Source organism: Globicatella sanguinis, assembly GCF_002847845.2.
Classification (GTDB): domain Bacteria; phylum Bacillota; class Bacilli; order Lactobacillales; family Aerococcaceae; genus Globicatella; species Globicatella sanguinis.
Genome location: NZ_CP126962.1, coordinates 2,339,843 through 2,363,558, shown reverse-complemented (window position 1 = coordinate 2,363,558; position 23,716 = coordinate 2,339,843). Strand labels below are relative to the sequence as shown.

17 protein-coding genes and 1 pseudogene are annotated in these 23,716 nt (G+C 35.8%); 2 read left to right on the top strand and 16 right to left on the bottom strand.

Annotation, left to right across the window (positions count from 1 at the left end; all coding sequences use genetic code 11):
- Nucleotides 1-9: 9 nt before the first annotated feature.
- From CYJ72_RS10435 to nagA, 3 genes are all read right to left on the bottom strand, one after another.
- Nucleotides 10-1,371, bottom strand: coding sequence for an FGGY-family carbohydrate kinase (locus tag CYJ72_RS10435; protein ID WP_284629776.1), 1,362 nt, complete (start codon nucleotides 1,369-1,371; stop codon nucleotides 10-12).
- Nucleotides 1,372-2,621: 1,250 nt separating this feature from the next.
- The gene (gene thrS, locus CYJ72_RS10430; RefSeq protein WP_101813653.1) at nucleotides 2,622-4,562 is read right to left on the bottom strand and encodes a threonine--tRNA ligase; all 1,941 of its coding nucleotides are present in this window, start codon (nucleotides 4,560-4,562) and stop codon (nucleotides 2,622-2,624) included.
- Nucleotides 4,563-4,932: 370 nt separating this feature from the next.
- Nucleotides 4,933-6,081, bottom strand: a complete 1,149-nt coding sequence (nagA, locus tag CYJ72_RS10425) for an N-acetylglucosamine-6-phosphate deacetylase (RefSeq protein WP_284629775.1) — start codon at nucleotides 6,079-6,081, stop codon at nucleotides 4,933-4,935.
- A gap of 523 nt (nucleotides 6,082-6,604) precedes the next feature.
- On the opposite strand from nagA, the gene CYJ72_RS10420 reads away from it, so the two are divergent.
- Complete coding sequence (locus CYJ72_RS10420; RefSeq protein ID WP_284629774.1) at nucleotides 6,605-7,648, top strand: S41 family peptidase; 1,044 nt, start codon at nucleotides 6,605-6,607, stop codon at nucleotides 7,646-7,648.
- 357 nt (nucleotides 7,649-8,005) lie between these two features.
- Here the strand turns inward: CYJ72_RS10420 and CYJ72_RS10415 are convergent, their stop codons facing one another.
- The 4 genes from CYJ72_RS10415 to CYJ72_RS10400 all read right to left on the bottom strand — a co-directional run bounded on the left by CYJ72_RS10415 (nucleotide 8,006) and on the right by CYJ72_RS10400 (nucleotide 11,568).
- Nucleotides 8,006-9,004 carry a nucleoid-associated protein gene (locus CYJ72_RS10415; protein WP_066124792.1) on the bottom strand — a complete coding sequence of 333 codons (999 nt, stop codon included), beginning with the start codon at nucleotides 9,002-9,004 and terminating at the stop codon, nucleotides 8,006-8,008.
- A gap of 11 nt (nucleotides 9,005-9,015) precedes the next feature.
- Nucleotides 9,016-9,339, bottom strand: a complete 324-nt coding sequence (locus tag CYJ72_RS10410; protein WP_066124793.1) for a glycine cleavage system H family protein — start codon at nucleotides 9,337-9,339, stop codon at nucleotides 9,016-9,018.
- A 67-nt stretch (nucleotides 9,340-9,406) separates the two neighbouring features.
- Nucleotides 9,407-10,600 (bottom strand): FtsW/RodA/SpoVE family cell cycle protein, encoded by a 1,194-nt coding sequence (locus tag CYJ72_RS10405; protein ID WP_101813647.1) that lies wholly within the window; start codon nucleotides 10,598-10,600, stop codon nucleotides 9,407-9,409.
- A gap of 5 nt (nucleotides 10,601-10,605) precedes the next feature.
- Nucleotides 10,606-11,568, bottom strand: a complete 963-nt coding sequence (locus CYJ72_RS10400; RefSeq protein ID WP_101813646.1) for a YihY/virulence factor BrkB family protein — start codon at nucleotides 11,566-11,568, stop codon at nucleotides 10,606-10,608.
- Nucleotides 11,569-12,157: 589 nt separating this feature from the next.
- Here CYJ72_RS10400 and CYJ72_RS10395 point away from each other — a divergent pair.
- Nucleotides 12,158-12,829, top strand: a pseudogene (locus tag CYJ72_RS10395) (histidine phosphatase family protein).
- 438 nt (nucleotides 12,830-13,267) lie between these two features.
- Here the strand turns inward: CYJ72_RS10395 and CYJ72_RS10390 are convergent.
- The 9 genes from CYJ72_RS10390 to CYJ72_RS10350 form a co-directional block, all read right to left on the bottom strand.
- Nucleotides 13,268-14,638, bottom strand: coding sequence for a PTS sugar transporter subunit IIC (locus CYJ72_RS10390; protein ID WP_284629773.1), 1,371 nt, complete (start codon nucleotides 14,636-14,638; stop codon nucleotides 13,268-13,270).
- A 50-nt stretch (nucleotides 14,639-14,688) separates the two neighbouring features.
- Nucleotides 14,689-16,119, bottom strand: coding sequence for a glycoside hydrolase family 1 protein (locus CYJ72_RS10385; RefSeq protein ID WP_101813643.1), 1,431 nt, complete (start codon nucleotides 16,117-16,119; stop codon nucleotides 14,689-14,691).
- 8 nt (nucleotides 16,120-16,127) lie between these two features.
- Nucleotides 16,128-16,583, bottom strand: a complete 456-nt coding sequence (locus tag CYJ72_RS10380) for a DUF3284 domain-containing protein (RefSeq protein ID WP_066124806.1) — start codon at nucleotides 16,581-16,583, stop codon at nucleotides 16,128-16,130.
- Between the two features lies 1 nt (nucleotide 16,584).
- Nucleotides 16,585-16,917 (bottom strand): PTS lactose/cellobiose transporter subunit IIA, encoded by a 333-nt coding sequence (locus CYJ72_RS10375; protein ID WP_066124808.1) that lies wholly within the window; start codon nucleotides 16,915-16,917, stop codon nucleotides 16,585-16,587.
- Nucleotides 16,918-16,919: 2 nt separating this feature from the next.
- Nucleotides 16,920-17,231: a PTS sugar transporter subunit IIB gene (locus CYJ72_RS10370; RefSeq protein ID WP_066124810.1), complete on the bottom strand. Its 312-nt coding sequence runs from the start codon at nucleotides 17,229-17,231 to the stop codon at nucleotides 16,920-16,922.
- Nucleotides 17,232-17,246: 15 nt separating this feature from the next.
- Nucleotides 17,247-19,247, bottom strand: coding sequence for a BglG family transcription antiterminator (locus CYJ72_RS10365; protein ID WP_284629772.1), 2,001 nt, complete (start codon nucleotides 19,245-19,247; stop codon nucleotides 17,247-17,249).
- A 562-nt stretch (nucleotides 19,248-19,809) separates the two neighbouring features.
- Complete coding sequence (locus tag CYJ72_RS10360) at nucleotides 19,810-20,901, bottom strand: DUF871 domain-containing protein (RefSeq protein WP_284629771.1); 1,092 nt, start codon at nucleotides 20,899-20,901, stop codon at nucleotides 19,810-19,812.
- 15 nt (nucleotides 20,902-20,916) lie between these two features.
- On the bottom strand, nucleotides 20,917-22,317 hold the full coding sequence (locus CYJ72_RS10355) for a glycoside hydrolase family 1 protein (protein ID WP_284629770.1): 1,401 nt from the start codon (nucleotides 22,315-22,317) through the stop codon (nucleotides 20,917-20,919).
- The gene (locus CYJ72_RS10350; RefSeq protein ID WP_284629769.1) at nucleotides 22,310-23,671 is read right to left on the bottom strand and encodes a 6-phospho-beta-glucosidase; all 1,362 of its coding nucleotides are present in this window, start codon (nucleotides 23,669-23,671) and stop codon (nucleotides 22,310-22,312) included. The genes CYJ72_RS10355 and CYJ72_RS10350 overlap by 8 nt, the downstream gene beginning before the upstream one ends.
- Between the last annotated feature and the right edge of the window lie 45 nt (nucleotides 23,672-23,716).

The following is a 23,716-nucleotide window of genomic DNA, read 5'->3' as shown; positions in this document are numbered from 1 at the left end:
CGCTTAATTTTATGGCAATTCAGCTAAATAATGTTGGAAATTTAGATTGAATACTTGATGACGATTTAAATCGGGTGCTATCTCTTCATAAGCAATCGGAATCGTTAAATCATCCACCAACATAATCGTTCCTAAGCGTTCCGCTGCATTGTCTTTTGGTACTAAAATTGGTAATCCCACAATATCTGCTAATAATTGAACTAATACTTTAGAATAAGTCAAACCACCAGTAAAAGCGATACCTTTAAAAGGATGTAAGGCTCTTAAATTTTCGACATTATGACGCACGTTATAGAACACCCCACAAACCATTGCCATTAATAAGTCTTCACGGTGATGATGGCGCTCTAAACCAATGAATTTTGCGACTGCCTGTTCGTCCCACAAGGGCGCTCTTTCCCCATTTAAAAACGGTAAAAAGACTAAATTACTAGGTGTTTTAGTCTTAATAATGGCCTCCAACTCTTTAAAATTCGTTTGATACACCGAACAAATCCACTCTAAAACATTGCCTGCATTATTGCTAGGATAGCCGATTAAATAGTGTTGCTGATCAATGATATAACTAAAGTTCATGGAATCAAGATCCACTCTCATCTCATTCGCTATGACACGAACGGCATGACTCGTCCCAAAAGATAGAACCGCATAGTCATTAAAACTACGATAGACAAAACTTGATGACACGCCATCAGACGTTCCAATCACCACCTCTGCTTGACCTAAGTCAAATTCTGCTAATAAAGGTGCCGCAGCATTACATTCCTTGACTAACGGTAACTGAGCTAAGTTTAACTGTAATTTATCTAGCACTAATTCACTCCATTGGCCACACTGACTATCATAAAGCCCTGAACTACTGGCGTTTGAAACATCTATCCACCATTCACCCGTCAAAAATTCAAAAATTAAATCTTTAATCGAATAGATTTTAGCTACCGAATGCCAAACAGGCTGACGTAAATGATAATACAATTTGTAAAATGGATTCATACTATGAATCGGCGTACCGGTTGTTAAATACAAGTCATCTTTGAACGCATCATCGATTAAAGATAACTCTTGATGGCCCCGCTTATCCGCCCATGTCACAATCCCTGTCAAATCATGATACTCATCATCCCTCAATAAAATGGAATGCATCGCTGTTGTTAACACAATGCGATAGTTAGATTCTGGCTTCAATTCACGTAAGCCCCTTAAAATTGCTAACCGCATCTCAGACCAACTTAATTCATAATGCAAACCATCCGAACGAATCTCTTGATAACGATAGGCCCATTCCTCCTCAAATTGCAACTGATGATCAAAACGAGCCAGCTTCAAGTTCGTCGTCCCCACATCAATACTAATTGTATAGTGATAACTCATAATACCCTCCTCATAAAATAAAATCATAACTGCTAATAATTAATTCAATTATCTTATAGATTGAAAGGGTTGTCAAAGGTTGGTTTTTAGATACTTTACAATATGAAAATTTAACTAAACTCCATTTTTTAATAGATGAAAGTCAATATTTCGATAAAAAGAACCGCACTTCAGAAAAAAATATAAAAAATAAATCTTAATCATTTACTTCACTTTGTGAATTCCCTCTTCCACTTCTTACTCACTTCAAATTTTTCTCCGATTTTCACCGACTTCATTTTCATTCACAAACTATGTTTTAAAATGAGACACATTATTAAGATTTATTAAATTTTTGCGGTGTTTTTCTCGAAATTTTATGAAAATGAAAATATCTGTCAAAATAGGCCCATTTCGTGTCTCAAAATGAGACATTATGAAAATGACAATTCTTGTTTCAAACACAATATAACTATCAGATTGTGAATAAACTCCAAATGTAATGCTTTCATCTACTTTAACCAAACTGCTTGAAAATACATTCCGTTCTATTGAAAAAACTATGATTGTGAAGTTGGGGTTTCCATTCAATTTTCTTACTCACTAATTAACTAATCAGATCCGCCTCCATTAAATAACCCCTCCCAATTTTACACTTTCCGTAGGAAAGTGACTCTGAAAAACTTTCCTAAAAAGTTTTCTGCTTAAACCCTCCCATTTTATTTTTTAATTATAATACAAATAAAGACTATGCGTTATTATGAGTAACACTAAAAAAAATTCGCAAGAAAAAGTTAGTTTATTGTGATTAACAATGTTAAGCATCAATTCTGCATGAGTTTTCTTTTCACTTTAGTGAATTAGAAAACCTCAAGAATTGAAGGCTGGATGTTCCACGAAGTGAACAGGAAGCTGGTGCCATTGCTTTTAAATCACAATAAACTAACAATATCTTAATTATTTAACTTTTAGCGTGTCTCAGATTAACTCCCCATTTTATTTTTTTAATTGTGAATGCAAAAAAGACTATGAGTCATTATTAGTAACGTTAAGCAAAAATTTCGCATGAGCACTCTTGAGCTTTAGCTCTTAGAGTGCCTCAGAATTTTTAATCCGGATGTCCAAAGGACAGAAGGATGTTGCCGTTACTTTTTAATAATGAATCATAGTCAAAATTGCATTTGTCATCGCTCTTTCATGACAATAAACCAATTTATATTACTCTTTAATTATGGATCAAAGTCCACTTGCATTTATCTATTTATCTAATCTTATTCTGCTTTACGACTTTTGTTTTCGACTTCCTTTGTCAAACGAGCCACAAAGTCTTCAAACGATAGCGTTTCAGATTTTTGAGAGCCATAAGGACGCACATTAACCGTACCATCACTAACCTCTTGATCACCAATGACAATTTGATAAGGCACCTTAGACGTTTGCGCTTCACGAATCTTATAACCTAATTTTTCATTACGTAAGTCCATTTCCACACGGAAACCTTGATTACGTAATGCTTCATAAATCTCTTCAACACGATCACCATGCGCATCTAAGTTAACCGGTAATAACACCGCTTGAACCGGCGCTAACCAAGTAGGGAAGGCCCCTTTATACTCTTCAATTAAGTAAGCGACAAAACGTTCCATCGTTGACACTACCCCACGGTGAATTACCACTGGACGATGAGTATTTTGACCATCCTCACCTACATAAGTTAAATCAAAACGCTCTGGTAATAAGAAGTCTAATTGGATGGTTGACATCGTTTCTTCAATACCGATAGCCGTCTTGAATTGAATATCTAATTTAGGACCATAGAAAGCTGCTTCACCAACCGCCTCAAAATAATCATAGCCTAAGTCATCCATCGCTTCTTTCAACATACTTTGAGCTTTTTCCCACATCTCATCATCATCAAAATATTTCTCTTTATTTTCAGGATCACGATAAGATAAACGGAAACGATAATCTGTAATATTGAAGTCTTGATAAACTTCCTCAACTAGATTAATGACACGTGTAAATTCTTCTTTAATTTGATCAGGACGCACGAAAATATGCGCATCATTCAAGGTCATCTCACGTACACGTTGTAAACCAGATAAAGCCCCAGATTTTTCATAACGGTGCATCATACCTAATTCTGCAATACGAATCGGCAATTCACGATAGGAATGAATATCATCTTTATAAATCATCATATGGTGCGGACAGTTCATCGGACGAAGCACTAACATTTCACCGTCACCCATATCCATTGGTGGGAACATATCATCTTGATAATGATCCCAGTGACCTGAAGTCTTATATAAATCCACTTTAGCCATGATTGGAGTATACACGTGATCATAACCTAAAGCAACTTCTTTATCCATAATATAACGCTCAATGATACGACGAATAGTTGCGCCCTTTGGTAACCAGAATGGTAAACCAGAACCAACTTCTTGACTAATCATAAATAAGCCTAACTCTTTACCTAATTTACGGTGGTCACGTTCACGCGCTTCGGCACGTAATCTCATAAACTCATCTAAATCAGCTTGATTAAAGAAAGCCGTCCCGTATACACGTTGCATCATCTTATTGTTTGAGTTACCACGCCAATAAGCACCCGCTAATGATAACAATTTAAAGACTTTAATTTTACCAGTTGAAGGCACATGCACCCCACGACATAAGTCGGTGAAATCTTCTTGAGTATAAACGGTAATCACTTCATCTGCTGGTAAATCATTAATTAACTCTACTTTATATGGATCATTTTTAAAGATTTCAAGCGCTTCTTCACGTGATACTTCACGACGAACAATCGGATAGTTTTGTGAAATGATTTTTTTCATTTCTTTTTCAATTGCTGGTAGATCATCTTCCGTAATCTGTTCTTCCTTATCTGTATCATAGTAGAAACCTGATTCAATCGCTGGCCCTACCCCAAAATGAACCCCTGGGAATAAACGAGTCATCGCATGCGCCATTAAATGGGCCGTTGAGTGACGTAAAATTTCTAATGCTTCTTCACTCTTGTTCGTAATAATCTCAATGGAACCATCTTCCATAATCGGTCTTTCAAAATCAATTAACTCACCATTTAATTTTCCCGCTAAAGATGCTTTTGCTAAAGATTTACTAATTGACTCTGCGACTTCACGCGTTGTTACACCTTGTTCATATTCTCTTGTATTTCCATCTGGAAAAGTTAAGGTAATCATCGCCATTTTATATTTCCCCCAAAATATTATTTTTTCAACAAATAAAAAACGCCCCATTGCATATTTTTACAATACACAATGGGACGACTTCAAGACGTGGTTCCACCCAATTTTCATCAGTCAACTGATGCTCTATCAGCTTAACGCGCTTAAACGTCTACCGTTACTCTATTCGCAGTAGCATCTTACAAAGGGGTAAATCATTAGTGGATCTAAGGCGTTGCACCAACCCGCCTCTCGCTAAAACACACACTAATCATCCATGTCTTTGTTACTTGTCGATTTCTGTTTCCTATTATGCCACTAAAAGACTTTGAATTCAAGCTTTCATCCTATTAAAAACTAATTTTTAATAAAAAGACAACGTTTCTTAAGCCTGATAACGTTTTTCACCATCTAAATAAGTTGCTTCTAATGTTAATTCAGGCGACACCACAATGAAGTCCGCATCCAATCCAGGTGCGATACGTCCACAAACATCATCGATGCCCACTGATTTTGCCGGTGATAATGAAGCCATTCTTAGAGCATCAGCGACATCCACTAAGCCCCAATCATAAACATTTTTAACACCTTGTTTTAACTCTAAGATAGAGCCAGCTAAATTACCACCTTCTTTAAGACGGGCTGCCCCCTCTTTAACAATGACGTCAAACTCACCTAATTTCGATTCACCGTCCCCCATACCCCCGGCGCGCATACAGTCAGTAATTAAGACTGTTTCTTCAGGTCCTTTCGCTTTTACGACTACTTTAGCAGCACCCGGATGGACATGATGACCATCACAAATTAATTCAGCAAAGGTGCCGTCAGAACTTAAAGCCGCACCTACCATGCCAGGATTACGGTGATGGAGTCCGCTCATCCCATTATAAGTATGGATAAAAATATTCGCGCCATTATCGACAGCATCCATCGCTTCTTCATAAGTCGCATCACTATGGGCTAACGCCACATGAATATCTTTTGACTTCGCAAATTCAATAAACTCTTTTACCCCTTGACGTTCCGGCGCAATCGCAATTTTATTGACTAATTGATTGGATAATTGATGCCATTTATCTAAAACAGGAATCGACGGATCAGACATATATTTAGGATTTTGAGCGCCTTTATATTTTTCAGTAAAGAACGGCCCCTCTAAGAAAATCCCTCTAATTTTGGCCCCTTCTACTTCTTGATAATGTTCGCCAATCGTTTGACAAACCGCATTTAACAACTCTATTGATGACGTTAAAGTAGTCGGTAACCAAGAGGTAACGCCACACTCTAATAATCCATTTGACATGACTTTAATCCCTTCAAAATCATTGTCCATTACATCATGCGATTTGTAGCCATGAATATGCGTATCCACTAAGCCTGCCGAAATGATAGAGTTCGAATAATCCACCACTTCAGCACCCGCTGGTACCTCTTTGACGACCTCACCAAACTTGCCCGCATTTATTTCTAAATACGCATTTTCTACTACTTCTTGATCTAACACGATGCCCTTTGCTTTTACATAATAAGTCATCTTCCCATGCCTCCTTATTCTTCTTACTCTATTATACGCCTTATGATTGAATCTTAAAACCATAAACACAGTAGAAAATTAATTTATTTTTTGATAAAGACATCAGATTGATTCAATGAAAAAGCCATGGCCTTTTCTGCTCATCTCGTCGATAAATTTAATCTTCCCATTTTCAAAATAGATAATACTCGCTCCACGCCAATCGCAAACAAGTAGCTAGACGAATTTTATATCTATTATTTCTATCAGTTGATTAAAATTTCGATTGTATACGGTCAACTTGCTTTACCCTTTTTATCGAACTGGCTTTCTACCATTAGCATCGATATGATTAAAACATACTTTACGCATTTGCCATTTATGTTAAAATTTTTAAGAGAATGTACTATCAAATGAAAAAATAGTACCATCACTTTTTTGACAATAGAGATTGCAGTGACTTCTATTTACCTTGAGGATAGTAGACTAAATAATCTGTCTTTTAGAGTCGAACCTGGTATCGATAACTTCGGAGGTGTTATGAGTGAATCATAAAGAGTTCAAATGGGGCATTTACCAACCTATATTACAGAAAATAATTAATCTCATAATGGTCGTATTAATCTCTTTCAGATTATTATATCCTATCATAATTGAGGCGGAAACTTCTTCGGAAATCACCCCAACGGAATTTTATAATCAAACACTTGCGATATTTAATGAGGAAGGTTTATACCATAATGAACAGCCATGGATTGACTATTATGACGAGTATCAACAATCGCCTTTAGAATTTAATAGTTTTGCTTCGATGATGCTGGAACTAACTAAAGCGTTAAGAATTGTCGGTGGTAAGCATTCCTTTATTGTTAAAAAAACCTCTCATATTGACAAAGATCAACCCGATTTATTTAAATATCCTTCTGTTGAAACGTTGGAAGATGGCATCCTTCACATCAGTTTGCCGGAAACATATAATTTCTTCACTGTGAGTAACAATGGCACTGATATTACTACGGAATTTAATAAATACACTGAAACGGTTCTGAATCCTATTGAAGAAAATCGTCAAAATATAAAAGGTATTGTTTTAGATTTAAGAAATAATACGGGTGGTTCTCATGCCATCTTATTTGCAACGACTAATTTCCTTTTTCCTGACGGTAATCTCTTATCATTTTACAATAATAAAGATGAAAAAATCGGTGGTATAAAAATTGACAATACGACCCTATCTGTAGCAAATAACTATGAGAATACTTATGCCATAAAACGACTCAGTCAATTAAATGTTCCCGTTGCGGTCTTAATTAATGAATATACCTCCAGTGCGGCAGAATTACTGGCAATTGCGATTAAAGATGCTACAACGATTGACAGTAAACTATTCGGTAAAACATCAGCCGGATATACCTCCGTTTTAAGTGGGTATGCCCTTAGTAACGACACGGACCTTCTATTAGCGACAGGCTATTTAAAAAGTAATGAAGGTACCGATTATAAAGATACTCCTATCGTGCCTGATGTCGATTCAAAGACACCTTTGGATGATGCTTTACAATGGCTAAGTAAGACCTCTTTAGATTAATACTATTTTGTAGTGACCTCAAAAAGTTAGACAAGAAAATCTAGTCTTTTGGGGTCACTTTACTCGTATTTATTTAAGGAGCTGTTTTAAAATACTATTTTTGGTAGGTCTGCTTACTTTTTTATGTAATCTAATTTAAAATGCCATTTTGGAAAACAGTGGAGCAAAAGCCTTAAAATAATTGCAGAATATTTATAATGCCCCCTAAATCCAGACAAAGAAATGGGCAGACGAAGCGAAATTTATTTAATTTTCTACTTCTTTCCCACTCCCAAAAAAATCCTGGATAGATTGATTCTACCCAGGACTTAAATTTATTATTGAGTTGTGTTGGCTTCTTGTGCTTTACTCTCTTGACTAACCATTAAATCGGCTCATCATCGACTCTACATTTTTAATGACAACCGAAATGGAACCATCCGGCTGATTAATGAACTCGACGATATCTGGATTATCATACAATTCAATAGGAATGAATAGTTCAATTCCATTGGCAAGTTTAAACTTTTGCTTACTATACTTCTTCTCATATTTTGGTACATTGGTCACGACAATTTTTTCCGGTACTTCTTTCTCAGCAATTTCTTCCTTAGCGGCAGCTAAAGCCCCAGTATTATGTTCAAAGACTTTTTCAATTACGGCTTCACTATCAATTTCATTAGATTCATCTAATTGATCATAAATCACCTTTTGTGCTGTAGCCATTACTTCATAAGCCGGTTCGTCATAACGCTTGGCAACCGAGTTAACAGTACGTCTAATTTGCTTGATATGAGTGGGAGTGGGTTCTGGTGGCATGATACCTAATACTTCCTCAGAGAAATAAAGTTGCTTCGTACCTTCAATCTCATAACGTTTTTCCACTAATTGATACACCATGGTAGCTCGATTTAAGATAAAAGCTTCGGATGGTTTAGCCGTTGGACTTGGTAAAATGGCATGGTTTTGAATTAATTGATTACTAATCCCTTCTTCTACTTCAAGAAAATGAGTAAATGAAGACTGATAATCTAAACGCAAGATACCAAAATAATGCTCTTCTAATTCATCACGACCTTCAAAAAACAAATAATCAGCAGCCGGAATATTTTCTGCTGGTGCGATAATGTTATAGATTTTATTGGCTAAATCACGGGTCACTTCTTCAAAAGAACGCTCTCCAGTGACCATCGGATAAATAATAGAATCACTCGCTAACGTTTCAAACTTATAATCTGACTTTTGAATTTTAACAATAAGACGGTTAATGTAGTCTTGTACATAACCGTCCTCTAAATTCATTAAGTTATCGGATAGATAAAGGTTACCGGAATCTTTATCTAGTATATGCAACATCGCTTTTTCAATAATTAACATGGCACACTCTTTTATAAGGCATCAAATTCGCTAGCATCAACATCCGTTAATACAGCAATCCAATTATCATTCGCATCTTCGCTATTTAATAAAGCGGGATTATCGATAGCAGCCTCATTGATTTTGACAATTTTACCTGATAAAGGACTCGGAACTTCAATCGCCGCTTTCGAAGCTTCTAAGTTTAATAAAGTATCATCGGCTTCAATTTCTCCAATATTCGCAATATTAACATAAGAGACATCACCGGCTTCCTCTTGTAAACAAGGGGTCATTCCGATAATATAATGATTGGCTTCTTGTAAAACCCATAATTGTTCTGTCATTTTTTTCATTATTAATTCCTCCATTTTCCTTAAAAAGAAGCCCCGCTATTGCTAGCAAAGGCATCTTAATGTTCAATTAAAACTCAAATTGATTGTCATTAGCAAACATATAACTGCGATGATGGTATTTCATCGACATAATTAATCCGACACCGATTAAATTACTTAATAAGGCCGATCCCCCTTGAGATATAAAGGGTAATGGCACCCCGGTAATCGGTAATAAACCAATCGTCATACCGATGTTTTCTAAAATATGAAATAAAATCATCGAAATAACGCCACCCGCAATATAGGTATAAAATTCATTTTTCGTCTCAAAACAAGTTTGAACCATTTGATAAATTAAGACAAAATAAATGAATAATAAGAATGCTGCTCCCATAAAACCAAAGTTTTCAGCTATGGTTGTAAAGATAAAGTCAGATTCACGAACCGGCACATTCACTTCTGAAACACCAATTCCTTTACCTACTAGACCACCAGAACCAATCGCCAATAAGCTTCGAGATAATTGGAACGCATCGCCCTGGGTGTCGCCGAAGGGATCTAACCATGAATGAATACGGGATAATTGATAAGGCATAAAACCGATTTTGAATAAAATATCTTCATGGTACATCGCCATATAAATTAAGCCGCCACCTGTTATGGTCACAAATAAAAAGACGGGAATAATAATTTTCCATGCGATTCCGGATAATAATAACATTCCTGCGGTAATAGATAACACTACCAAGTTTGTTCCCAAGTCATTTTGTAATTGAATTAAAACTAAAGCCGGTAAGGCAAATAATAATACTTTCCCTATTAAAATAAAGTCTGATTTAACTGTCCGATTGGTAAATTTATTATTATGTTCAGTAATTACCCGTGCTTGAAAAACAATATAAGCCGGTTTAAATACCTCTGAAGGTTGGAATGAGAAGCTCCCGATTCTAAACCATGAATGGGCCCCCGTTTCTGCTGCTGTCTCACGGTCATAAAAAATTAAGACCAAGACTAGTAACAGTAATCCAAAACCATATAAATAAGTTGAGAGTTTCCAATATTGTTCACTATCAAATTGCATTGCCAGAATGACGGTAATTGCACCTACCGCATACCATAAAGCATGCATTAACGTCGCTCTTAAATTTTCGCCATCAATCATTACGGTTGTCGCATAAACACTGACAATCCCAATAATAGCTAAGATTAAGACGGTTAAAATCAATCCATAATCTACCCGACTGTCGTGATAAGCGACTAATCGTCTTGTTTTCGCCATAAATCCTATCCTTCTTCCTGAATCGTTCGTTTGGTAATTTTAAGTGGAGCCACTGTTTTTGCCGCTTGATAAGTTTTAAACTGTGGACTTCGTACTTTAAATTTCTCCACTTCAGTTGTCTCTGCTACCATTTCTAAGTAATCACGTTCACAATAATCATGATAGATAACTGCTGCATAGGCTCCTAAAGAGATAACCATCATATTATAATACAACCAGATGATAACCACAATAAAAATTCCAATCGCACTGTTACTGTCGATATTTTTATTAAATGATAAATAAACGGTAAATAATTGTGAAATCAAGCCAAAACCAATCAAAGCTACAATCGCACCCACACTCGCGTATTTTGGTGACCAATTAACATTTGGCATAAACTGATAAATCGAAAACATTAAAATAAACAAACTCAATAGCCCAATCAAGCCACTATTTTGTAAAATGGCGCCTACAAAGGGAATCTCAATGCCAAAGGTACTGGTGAGATAATTTAATATGGTTTCACCAAATACAAAGACCAATGTTAGTGAAAAAATTAAAACAACTAAAGCTAAAGTAAATACATAAGCAAACCCTCTTGATATAAGAGCATTCTTACGTGGTTCAGCTTTAAAAATCGTATTTAAAATACGTTGAACGGCATTAAAGACATTTGAGGCTGGCCAAAGTGAAATAATTAACCCCAGAGATAATGCTTTAACACTGGTACTCGCAATATAGCTTTCTAATATTGGCACAATTACGTCACTCACTTCAGCAGGCATCGAATCATTAATGACTGATACAATTTGATCTGAAGAAAACGGCAATACAGCAATCACATTGGCTATTGCTAATAATAATGGTACTACGGCCCAAATGATATAAAAGGACAACTCAGCAGCATAACTACCAAATTTCCGTTGGGGATTAACCGCAAACACCTTCAATAATCGTTGGACAGTCGTCGGTTGCTCATTCACCATAGACTTGCTCCTTTCGTCTTTTATACTCTACTACAATACCATAATTAGAGCGAATTTGCACTCTAAGACCATTACTTTTTAAATTTGAATGCACGGGTAAAAATGATATAATACAATTGTTAACTATTAAAAGAAATCATTAATTGAGGGAATTGGCAATTAGCAGAAGTTAGTAGTCGATAAGCTACGAAGCAAAACGAGATTGGGCAAAACGCTAAAAAAGCGTTTGATAATTTTATCGCGCTGGGGTGAATGGTGTCAAACTGTGACTTAATAACTCGTTTGTGATTTTCGCACAGTTATAGTTGATAGACGAAGCAAAAATTATTTAACTTTCTGCGTATGGTCATTCCTGGCCGGCCGATTTAGTCAGCGGAACGTTATGTATTCGATTTTCGACTCTCGGCCTTTCCCAACCGAACGAACTAGGTAAAGGAAGCGTTATGTATTCACTTTTGGACTTTTCACCCTTTCTATCCCCTCTATAATTATGATTGAATAATATCTAAGCAATTGGATGAACTTTTGGGTTTTTTAGATTTTCCCGAGAATAAAAAAATGCTCATTATTATTTACAAGGAGAGTGCATATGTCTACAGGAGTTACTTTTTATTTTATGCGTCACGGAGAAACAATGTTAAATCGCTTGGAGCGAATTCAGGGATGGGCAAATGCACCATTAACCGAAAAAGGGATTTAAGATACCCACCGCAGTGGTAAAGGATTAGCTAACGTAAAGTTTGATGCGGTTTATACTAGTGATTTAATGCGTACCATTGAAACAGCGCAAATTATTTTAGAAGAGAATCATTACGCACAAGAATTAACCATTCATCCAATGGTGGAATTTCGTGAAGTTCATTTTGGCTTTTATGAGGGACTTGATGCCAATCAATTATGGCGTGATGTCCGTGAACATATTGCCAATGTGAGCGATGTGACAGACCGTAGCCAATTAACCGCAGATGTCTTTTTAAACACCGTCCATGAATTAGACCCTTATAAATACGCTGAAAACTATCGCCAATTTTGGACACGTGTTGAAAGTGGCTTATTAGAATTGTTAAATCGCCATGCTGGTACAGAACAAAATGTTTTAATCGTCAGTCATGGATTAACCATTCAAAACTTATTACATGGCTTAGTAGCAGATTTCCACGAACAAGAGCGTTTAAATAATGCATCGGTATCAGTTGTTCAATATATCGATGGACAGTTTCGTTTATTAAAATATAACGACACCAGTCATTTTACCGACTAATACTATCGTTAGCGCACCAAATTAACAAAGTGGGCAGCTGATAGTGCATAAATAATGATTTACTCAAGATGTCTACTTAATGCAAATAAAAGAGATTAAACTTGTCTAAACAGATGCGGTTTATTCTCTTTTTATGTTGAAATGAGCAATCGACTGAACCACCTAGCAAAAACAACTGTGATTAAGCTTTTTTTATTCTAAAAATAGATGAAGAAAGAAAACTGGGCAGAAGTTCAAACTTTCTACCCAGTCTCTTTGATAATCATTTCATCTATCTATCATTAATATTATTTTTTCTTTCTCAAAAAGTAATAGCCACATCCCACTAGTGTTAAACCAGTGATAATGTTCAAGTATTTATTTCCCCATAATGGGCTCACTGCTACTAGGAAAAAACCTAAAGCCATGAGAAAAGTAGAACCATTTTTCTCCATATTATTAATCAGCTTTTACTTTATTAGCAGAGATAACAAACGGTAACCAAATTAAGAAGGATACTAATAAGTTAAATAACGAAACTAAACCAGCCATGAAGCTACCTCCTGTCGCCAAGTAAGCAAAGAGTCCTGGAGGTGTAATCCAAGGGACAGCTAAGAATACTGGAAGAATTAATCCTGCTGCGGTTGCCAAGTAACCAATTGTTGCACAAATAGGTGGAACAATTAACCATGGAATCACAAATTGAGGATTTAATACAATTGGCATCCCAAAGATAACCGGTTCGTTAATATTGAAAACTCCCATTGGCGCTGCTAATTTTGCTATTGTTTTATGATCTTCACGTTTTGATAGTAAGAAAATCGCAATGAGTAAACCTAAAGTAACACCAGAACCACCCATTTGAGCATAAGCATCAAATGAACCACGTGTCCAAGTCCAAGGTAATTGAGCAATATCTTTAGTTGCTTCATAAATAGCGGTATTTTCATTTAAGGCTACGCCATAAATACCATCCATTACTGGAGCCAATACATTGTGCCCGTGTAAGCCAAAAAACCAGAATAATTGAACTAAGAAAGTTAATAAGATAACTGATCCAAGCCCTTGTGATAAGCCCATTAATGGCATTTGAATGTATGTTGACACTAAATCATTAATAGCTTGTCCTGTTAAAGCAAAGGCTAAGAATGCGACAATTGCTGAAGCATAGATAGCGGCTGTACCAGGGATAATTGCAGCAAAGGCTTTGTTAACTGCAGGTGGCACTGTATCTGGTAATTTAATCGTAAAGTTCTTATGAGTTAAGGTCGCATATACCCAAGTCGCTAAAAATCCAATAATTAATGCGGTAAACAAACCAGTTGCGCCGGCATATTTTAATGCAATCGCACCCCATTCACTCGTTTCTAAAGTTGAAACGCCATCAACTGACATGACATTTAATCCTAATTTGGTTAAGCCGTCAATCAAGGAAGAATCGGCCCCTTCTAAAGGCGTCATGATGTTTAATGATTGGGGCATTGTTGAAATGAATGATGCAAAAGAGATTAATCCCCCAGCTAATGGGTTCACTTTATACATCAAGGATAAGTTATAACCAAAGGCAAAGGCGAAGAATAAAGCCATAATCCCGATGGTACCGAAGTATACATATCCGTTAATATCGATAATTGGTTGCATTGCTGCAGCAAAACCGGTCCAACCTAAACTGGTTGGAATATCACGTAAGAAGACATTTAGTAAAACTGCTACTGACCCGGCCATTGTGATAGGCATCATCGCAATGAATGAGTCACGAATCGCTACTAAATGACGTTGTGATCCGATTTTTCCAGAAATTTCCATAAATTTATCTGAAAAATTTGACATAAAATTTACAACTCCTAAATTGTTTTATTTTGATAGATAGATTGAAATAGTTATTTCGTTTGATGGGTGTGGATTAACTCTTGGTACCAATAGTAACTATCTTTTTTCAAACGCTCTAAAGTTCCTTCTTCGACTTCGTGTTTGTCCACATAGACAAAACCGTATCGTTTTTGATAACCATTTAACCATGATAATAAGTCGGTAAATGACCACGTACAATAACCTAACAACTCCGTTCCATTTGCCACTGCTTCATTCATCGCGGCAACGTGACCTTGTAAATAGTCAATACGATATTGGTCATGAACTTTACCATCTTCGGTTAATTTATCATACTCTCCTAAACCATTTTCAGTAATTAATACCGGTATATCATAACGACTCGTAATACGTTGTAAGCCTACTTGTAGACCTTTTGGATCGATTTCCCAATCCCAATTCGTCCGTTCGACAAATTCGTTGACAATTCGTTTATAGTGTCCTGGAACACCTGATTCGCCAGATGAACCTTTCTTACCAGTCGTATTCATTTGACCAGCGCCGACACCATCAATTGGATTAAAAGCAATGGTATTAGTTTGATAATAGTTAATACCTAAGAAATCGGGTTTAGCTGAGGCTAATAATTCCATATCTCCTGATTGAATATCTAAAGTGATCCCTTGTTCTTCTAAATAACGAAGAGCTGATTTAGGATAACGTCCCCATAGATAAATATCCATCCAGAAATAGGCATTTAAATTCTCCGCTTTTTCAGCAGCTAACACATTAATTGGATCACTATCCTTGGCATAATTTGGTGAATAAGCAAAACTTGGTCCAATTTTTCCATCTGGAACCATTTCATGGAAAGTATTAGTCACTTTTGCATTCGCTAAATTAGCAATATGGTTAACATTGTACATCCGTTGAGTATCTTTTACACCTGGAGGGTGCATTGCTAACTGGTAGCCTAAACTAACGAATACATTTTGTTCATTTAAACTAATCCAATATTTAACACGGTCTCCAAAACGTTCGAATAAAACTGAAGCATATTCATTAAAGTCATCAATAATTTGACGATCTTCCCAACCACCATATTCATCCATTAAACATTGTGGTAAATCCCAATGATATAAAGTCACCAAGGGTTCAATATCATTTTTAATTAATTCATCGATTAAATCAGAATAGAATTTAATCCCCGCTTCATTTACTTTCCCACGTCCATTGGGTAAAATACGAGTCCAAGCAATGGAGAATCGATAGGCTTTTATGCCCATTTCAGCCATTAAAGCAACATCTTCTTTATAACGGTGATAATGATCAACTGCGACATCTCCCGTCGTTCCTTTGAAAGTTGTTCCAGGAATACGGACGTATTCATCCCAAACAGATGGTGATTTTCCATCTTCATTCCATGCGCCCTCAATTTGATAAGCAGCTGAAGCAGACCCCCACAGGAAATCAGGTCTTAAATTTGACACTATTTCTTTCAATTCTTCGCCTACTTTCTTGTATTAATTTGTTGACTAGTTGTTTTAGCAAAAGATTCCAAACCGGTTAATTGTGCGTCAATTTTCTTTTTCACACTAGAAGCAAAAATTTTATCCATGATCCATGCATTGGCTTTATGGAAAAATCCTGCTGGCTCATATACTTGGATATAAGTTACTTCTGTTTTTTTATCGGTAATGGCTCTTAATTGATATTCAACTTCTTGTTTACCTTGATTAGATCCATAAACAACGCAATAACGTGTTGGTCGCTCAAACTCCTTAACTGTCAATCGAATACTATTTTGGTTATTACGACCAAATTTTTTTATATACGTTAAACCTTCGACAATGTCGCTATCTGCTAATTCTATATCAGTGTTAGCATAGTAATCTTGTTTAAATGACAGTGTAATGGCATCAAAAACATCCTCAATTGGGACATTTAATACTTTGGCTACTTCCACCTTACTCATCCTCTGTTAATCGATCAATTTTTTCATGTAACTCAATAATTTCTTTTGCTACGTCAATAAATGTTAAAGCTGTCATTAAATGATCTTGACCATGAATCAATAATAAAGACAGTTCCACACTATCGCCAGATGCTTCTTGCGTTAATAAAGCTGTTTGTGATTTATGTGCAGTATTCAAGGCAGTATTTGCTTCAACAATTAATGTCTTAGCTTCTTCAAATTGACCCGCTTTTGCTGCACGAATGGCTTCGACTGCTTTTCCTTTGGCGTCTCCTCCATGCATAATCAGCCCCATGACTTGTTCTAAATTTTTTGGTTCTGCCATCTTTATTCTCCAATCATTTCCATGGCATAGTTAAAAACATTAGTACCATTCATTGTGCCGTAATCCATCATATTGATATCACTTACTTTTATATTAGGTTCAAATTTTTCTTTGTATTCTTTTAACATGAATTTCACTTGTGGTCCTACTAATAACACATCAATGTCTTTAGCTGCTACTTCGCTATCCACTTCTGAAACAGGCACAGCCCAGATTGTTGCTTCAATACCTTTTTCTTGAGCTGCTTTTTCCATTTTTGTCACTAACATACTTGTAGACATTCCTGCATTACAAACTAACATAATATTTTTCATTTTCTGTTCCTCCAATTATTTTTGTAATAAACTAATAAATATATTCACCAATTGTTTAAAATCTGGTCGTTGTAACAATAAGGCTTGTGCCATTTCATTATTAACAAAATCGACCAAACAAGGTGAAATGTACTTCATTTTTTCATTGCTACCTTTTGATGGCGATAGTAAAAAGATAAAACGTACAGACGGATGCTCTTCACTCCAGTATAATGGTTCTTTACAAATGCCCACCACGACTTGTTCAGTTAAACTCATTGGAACTGTTGGATGTGGAAAGGCTAAACGTTCTCCATAAACCACTGGACTATACGTTTCACGTAAACTTAATTGATGCATCATCTGATCTTTAAAATCAGGTTTTTCGGCCTCATTAAGTAATAAAATCATTTGTTCTAAAGCGGTATTTTTATCGATAATTTCTTCAAAGTAAATAAATTTTTCTTTACTAAAAATTTCTTTTGCAATTTGTTCGGCTTTAAGTTTTTCTAAAGCTTCTTTTTGATGTGGTTCATTTTGACGAGATGAGCTAGTGCGAATATATTGTCTAATTTCACGTACTTCATCTGAAGTTAGAAAGACACTCACATGTACGACCGGTGTTAAAAATAGTAAATTCGATAAATTAATTGAAGAAATGATTAAATCAATCCCTTTCAACCGTTCTTCATTTACCTCATAATAGCCAACCACATCCACAATTTTGATGCTACCACCAAACTCATTTTCTAGTCGATTTTTCAGCATCATCGCACTTCCAGTTCCAGTTGCACATACAACCAGCACTTGCAGTTTATTACGGTTTACATCACGCTCAATCGCAGCTAATACATGGATTGCAATATACGCCCACTCGTCATCTAACAATTCTTGTCCTTCTAATAATGGCATCTTAGCAAAATATTTTTTAGTTATCGCTAATATTTCTGGAAACTTAGTTTTAATCTCTTCAACTAAAGGATTTGATAATTGAATTTTATTCTTTAATCGAATGATCAGTGGATGGAAATGCGCTGTTAAGCCATTGATTAAAACCGTATCCGTCACTAAATTCATTTCGATTTCCTGAGAGATAGCTTCCAAAACATTCAGTATTTGATTCTTTAGACTATTTTGTTCATCTTTATTTTTATCAACTTCTTGTGTTAACTGAGTTTGCTTAACTTTTAAGTGTAAAGCAATATAGTTCGCTTCCTCAATTGGAAACTTGACATTAAAAGCATTTTCTAATCGATATAAAATTCTTAAAGCTACTTCGTACTCTTTGGATTTTTGAATATCTGGGGCAACTTTAAATTCTTTGATTGAATACCCCGTGCGGATACGCTTAATCATTAAGGCAATATGTAACACCAGATTATGCACAACATAGTCCGATAATTTTAATAAAGCATCTCGACACTCATCAATTACTACAATAGTAATTTCAGCAAAATTAATCTCTGATAACAACGTGCCACCAACAAAAGCAAACATAGAATCATCAAAAGTATCAATAAAGAAATAGTCCATCATAAAATGACGAATATCCGACTCGACCCCTTCAATTCGAATGCCATCTTTATTATTTAACAATTGTAAACCATAGCCTTGTACCTGTTGACGAATATCGTTTAAGACATTGGTTAAAGTTGTTTTACTAATATAAAGTTCATCGGCTAAATCATCAAACAACAATGGCGCATCATTAAAAAATAATTTATTTAACACATAATGCTGGCGATCGGTTGACTCTTCAACTTGGGTAATATCCGTCATTGACTTCTTGGAAGTTAATGTTTCTTGCCAAAAAATTTCAAATTCTAAGGCATGAGTGATTTCTAAAAGATAACCATTCCCGGGTTTAGAGATTAAACGAGCACCATGACCTGCAATCGTTTGTGCCAATTGCTGTAAATATTTACGAGCCGTTCGATCGCTAGTATCAATTTCTTTTGCAAGTTCAGCACTAGACAAATAGTGTGTTTTATTCTTCAATAAGCATTCCAATAAACTCACTTCTTTTTTTGAAAGCATACATACCTCCTCTCGAATACGAAACCCTTTACAACTATATATTACCAAATCGTTAAGGAAATATAAAACCTCTTATTTCCGTATCGTTAAGGAAAAACAACTTGATTAATTAAGTAAGGAAAATTAATACTCTTCGATTGCTATAATTCTTAGATACATTTTTGCTTTTCGGATATACCTTTTTCATCATCTAGTTTAAAATTTAACAATTTAAACAAATGATTTTTCACTATTTAGTGGGATCTACTGTTATGTAAAACATCATGTCCTAATCAACACTCCATCATATCCATTACAAGTGCATCATGACTATTTCTACAAATTTTCACATTTAATGAGGCTGGGCATAAAGTAGATAAATTCTATCGATGTATTGGTCATTAATTAAAAGCGCAGTGGTTGAGTGGTCTCAAACTGCGTCTTAAAGACTTGTTTGAAACCTACTCAACTTTGCGGGGGTAGGCAGACGAAGCGAAAATCAATCAATTTTCTACTTCTTGCCCACTCCCTATTTGATTTCATTCACACCTAAGCTCTTAATTCTCTCACTTCTATTGGCAACCTATTCCACAATTTCTAATTTGAAAGCTTGCCAAGGTTTTAAATAATTCAATAAAGTCACTGCTTCCGGTAATATTTCAGCTACGACATTTGCTTTATCACTTACTTCAAATACTTTCAAGGCAATTTGTAATTCACCTTTATAGCGTGTATACAAATCATTGTCAATAATGATTGAACCACGTTGAACGATTTTTACTTGATCTCGTGGTGCAACTGATTGGTCAGCAAATTTTACCCGTGTCATCGTCGACCGAATAACATAATCCGAGATATCCCCACGATAAACATGCAATTCTTCAATAATTTGACGTTCCGTCTCAGTTAATTTTAGGAAAGGTTTCACTGGTAGCACCATTACCTCTTCATTTATTCGTTGGGTCAGTTTTTGAAGTTCCTCTTCGGTAATAAATTGATTGGCAATTAAAATATTATCAATGTGTTCGGTTGCGATTAATAACGCTGCTTGTAATTCAATTGGTAAGTGACGATGATCTTCGACGGTACAAAGCCCCTCTGATAAAGGCCAAGGTCCTTCCGTTGCGGTTCGAGCATTGACAAAGGCGGCCGTTTCAATGCCTACCTCCTTAAATAATTGGTTCATTTTTTCAAAATGTGCAACGGATAAACCGGTAAATTCATGGGGATAAAAATTATGACATGCAATGACATTCTCTAATTTTGCTCCAGCTTCAATTAATTTATTTAGTAAAGTAGCGTCCGTACTCATATTTAACTCAATCTTAATCCCGTAAGGATTCTTGGTTAAGTCCACAATAGCGTCGATATCTAATGCTTCATCTAAGCGTAGACCTTTTAAACCAAATTGATGGGCTTTTTCAATTAAATCTTGATCCCACCCTGCTTGTTTCACAAAAGCAGGGCTAATATCAGCAATTACTTTTAAATCCAGTTGATTGGCATAAGCAATAATTTCTTGATATTTATCAAAAATTGATGTGTCGTCCGTTTCTAATTGAAGTAAACTCATAAAAATTCTGCTTGCACCATATTTCTTTAATAAATCCATGTATTGTTCGGTTTTTTGGACCGAATGATTTTCCGGATAAATAGAAAAACCAAAGTTTACCACATTAACGTCTCCTCTCTAACGTTCAAAGCCATTTTGTTCGCTTAATTGTTTGAACCAGTAACCAGATTTTTTTATGGTTCGTTCTTGTGTTTCTAAATCTAATTCTATTAAGCCATATCGATTCTTATAAGCATTGAGCCAGCTCCAACAATCAATGAAGGTCCATAACATATAGCCATGGCAATTGGCACCTTCTTCGATGGCACGATGTAATTCAATTAAATGATTTTCGATGAATTCAATGCGGTAATCGTCTTGAATCATCCCATCTACCTTGAATTTTTCTTCGCCTTCAACGCCCATTCCATTTTCAGTTAAAATCCAGTCAATGTTTCCATAGTTTGCTTTTAAATTCATCGCAATATCATAAATCCCTGGTTCATAAATTTCCCAGCCACGATGTGGATTGATTTTTTTCCCCGGCATATCATACCCTTGGAAATAATAATTCGGCATAAATGGTTGATTCTCATCCCATGGTGTCGTACGAGCCTGAACTCTTAATGGTTGGTAATAATTCACCCCTAAGAAATCAACTGTATGTTCTTTTATAATCGCCAATTCTTCATCCGTATAGTCTGGAGTTAAGCCATGTTTGTTAATAATTTCAACTAGTTCTCGTGGATACTCCCCTAAAACCGATGGGTCTAAGAAACTCTTTGTTTGGAATAATTCCGCAATACGGGCAGCTTTTAAGTCCTCTTCGGATTGACTACGTGGATAAGCTGGTGTTAAATTTAATACGACACAAATTTTATGATCAGAATTCGTTTCATGGCAAGCTTTAACGGCTAATGCACTAGCTAATTGCGTATTATAAGCTACTTGTACCGCTGCTTTCGCATCTACTTTTCCTGGATAGTGATGATTGCCTAAATAACCACATTCCACTGGTACAATTGGTTCGTTGAAGGTAATCCAAGTATCCACCAAGTCGCCAAATAATTCGAAACACGTTCTAGCATAATTTTCATAAGCCTCAACCGTCTCTTTCGTCTCCCAACCCCCTTTTTTTTGTAATGCATAAGGAATATCAAAATGATAAAGGTTGACTATCGGTTTAACGCCCGTTTCATTAATCCGTTTAAAGACATCACGGTAAAAATCAACTGCTTTACGATTAACTTCACCAACGCCATCAGGGATTAAACGTGACCATTGAATCGATGGTCGGAAAATGGTGTGTCCAGTTGCTTTAAGCAATTCAATATCAGTTTTGTAGTTAGTATAGAAAGTAGAAGTTTGACTTGGACCCACTTGATTATGGAATCGCTCAGGTTCAATACTAAACCAATAATCCCAATTACTCATTCCTTTACCGTCACCCGGAACGGTCCCTTCACTTTGCGGTCCAGAAGTAGAACTTCCCCATAAAAAACCTTTAGGAAATTGATAAAACTTTTTCTCTTTAGTCATTTGTTTGCTCCTTTATTTTCAATTTTTCAATACTATGATGAAATTGTGGTAAATAGGATTCATGAGCCAATAATAATTCATTTAAAACAACTTGTGTTCTGGCATCATTAGCAATTAAAGGATGAATCATAAATGCTTGTAAGGCTAAATCATAGGATCCAGTCATCGCTGCTTCAACCGTTAACAATTCCATTTGCTTCATCACTTGTAGATACCCTTTAACAAAAGGTGAAACGGCTGGTACTGCTAATGGAATCGGACCGTTTGCTGTTATTATAGTTGAGATTTCTACCACACAATCTTTCGGTAAATAATCGATCACTCCATGATTTATGGTTGAAACCGTAAATTGTTCGTGCGTGTCGTTAACAATCGCGACAATTAATTGGCAAGCAATGTCACTATAATAAGCGCCACCTCTTAACTCTAATTGTTTAGGTTTTTCATCGGTGTGAGGATTGCGGTAAACAGCAAATAACTCCTCTTCAATTTTTTTCACTTGTTCACCACGTGCGGTGCCTTCTTTAAATTGTTGAATACTATCTTCTAACATTTCAGTTTCAATAAAGAAGTAACGATGATAATCACATGGTAATAAGCGAAGACTTCTTAAAAGTTCAATGGGAAAATCAAGACTGGTAATATTTTTTACACCTTGTACTTTATCTTCTCGATCTATCCCATATAGTTTTTCAATCACTTCATCCGTGCGATTATGCCCTTCTTGATCCCACACTTCATGGAAATGAAAATGATTGAGACCCACATGTCTTAACATTAATTGTTTATCATCTAAACCTAAAACTTCTGCCGCTGCCTTTTGCTGACCAATCGGAATATTGCAAACCCCAATCGTCTTAACCCATCCAAGATGATTAATCAAAGCTTCTGTGACTATCCCAGCAGGATTAGTGAAATTAATCAGCCACGCATCAGGACATAACTCTTTCATGTATTCAATAATTGGTTTATATGCTTCAATCGTGCGAAAAGCTTTAAAAATACCACCGGCACCATTAGTCTCTTGACCTAACATGCCAAGTTTGAGTGGAATCGATTCATCTAATATACGCGCATCTAACTGTCCGACTCTAAATTGCGAAGTGACGAAATCAGCATCTTTCAATGCTTCACGACGATTTAATGTACCATAAATCTGCCAATTTAGTCCGGCTTTCTTAACCATCCGTTTAGCTAGCTCCACAATCGTTGTTAATTTTTCCTGTCCTAATTCAACATCGACAAACCACCATTCACTGATTTGGAGTTTCGATTGCCTTAAAATCATGCCTTCAACCAATTCTGGTGTATAACTAGAACCACCACCAATTGTCACTAATTTAATGATCTTCAATTTACCACTCCTTTCAATATTATTATAATGAACGCTTACTACAAT

Coding starts and splice junctions, on each gene's coding strand:
- thrS (WP_101813653.1), bottom strand. CDS start 4,562: ATGATTACCTTAACTTTTCCAGATGGAAATACAAGAGAATATGAACAA.
- CYJ72_RS10410 (WP_066124793.1), bottom strand. CDS start 9,339: ATGAAAAAAATGACAGAACAATTATGGGTTTTACAAGAAGCCAATCAT.
- CYJ72_RS10390 (WP_284629773.1), bottom strand. CDS start 14,638: ATGTCAAATTTTTCAGATAAATTTATGGAAATTTCTGGAAAAATCGGA.
- nagA (WP_284629775.1), bottom strand. CDS start 6,081: ATGACTTATTATGTAAAAGCAAAGGGCATCGTGTTAGATCAAGAAGTA.
- CYJ72_RS10405 (WP_101813647.1), bottom strand. CDS start 10,600: ATGGCGAAAACAAGACGATTAGTCGCTTATCACGACAGTCGGGTAGAT.
- CYJ72_RS10375 (WP_066124808.1), bottom strand. CDS start 16,917: ATGGCAGAACCAAAAAATTTAGAACAAGTCATGGGGCTGATTATGCAT.
- CYJ72_RS10400 (WP_101813646.1), bottom strand. CDS start 11,568: ATGGTGAATGAGCAACCGACGACTGTCCAACGATTATTGAAGGTGTTT.
- CYJ72_RS10415 (WP_066124792.1), bottom strand. CDS start 9,004: ATGTTAATTATTGAAAAAGCGATGTTGCATATACTAGATAAAGATTCC.
- CYJ72_RS10365 (WP_284629772.1), bottom strand. CDS start 19,247: ATGCTTTCAAAAAAAGAAGTGAGTTTATTGGAATGCTTATTGAAGAAT.
- CYJ72_RS10435 (WP_284629776.1), bottom strand. CDS start 1,371: ATGAGTTATCACTATACAATTAGTATTGATGTGGGGACGACGAACTTG.
- CYJ72_RS10370 (WP_066124810.1), bottom strand. CDS start 17,231: ATGAAAAATATTATGTTAGTTTGTAATGCAGGAATGTCTACAAGTATG.
- CYJ72_RS10355 (WP_284629770.1), bottom strand. CDS start 22,317: ATGACTAAAGAGAAAAAGTTTTATCAATTTCCTAAAGGTTTTTTATGG.